The organism is Halomonas borealis (assembly GCF_004798905.1).
Taxonomy (GTDB): Bacteria; Pseudomonadota; Gammaproteobacteria; order Pseudomonadales; family Halomonadaceae; genus Halomonas; species Halomonas borealis.
The window spans coordinates 1-446 of record NZ_SDMO01000032.1 but is presented as its reverse complement, the minus strand read 5'-3'; the positions used below and the strand labels follow the sequence as shown (position 1 = coordinate 446).

At 63.7% G+C, this 446-nt stretch carries 1 protein-coding gene; it reads right to left on the bottom strand.

Annotated features, from left to right (window positions below; translation table 11 throughout):
- Window positions 1-446 (bottom strand): Ig-like domain-containing protein (locus ETC07_RS15700; RefSeq protein WP_205742562.1); only part of this gene is annotated, 446 nt, incomplete at both ends.

The window sequence follows — 446 nt, the reverse complement described above, 5'->3', positions numbered from 1 at the left end:
CGTCTACCAGCGAATCGCTGGGGATCACCACCGTGGCGCTGTCATTGGTGACGTCATCGTCCGTGACGGTGTAGGTCTCGTCCTCGGCCCCACCGATGCTCAGGGTGATGGTATCACCAGCCTGAGTGCCGGTGGTCAGGCCAACGCTGGCCTGCACGCCATCATCCAGTTCGTCGGCATTGACTTGGCCATCCGCGGCCGCGGCAATCGCCAGGGTCGGGGCGTCGTTACCGTCATCGCCGCCCGGGCTGGTGCCATCCACGCTGAACTCGACAGCGGGAGATGACACCGCCGAGCTGTTACCCGCCTCATCGGTGATCACCGCCGTGACGCTATAGTCGCCGTCTTCCAAGACACTGCTCGGAATTACGACGTTCGCGCTGCCGGCGGTGACGTCCTCGGGCGTGACGGTGTAGGTCACGTCATCGACATTATCGATGCTCAGG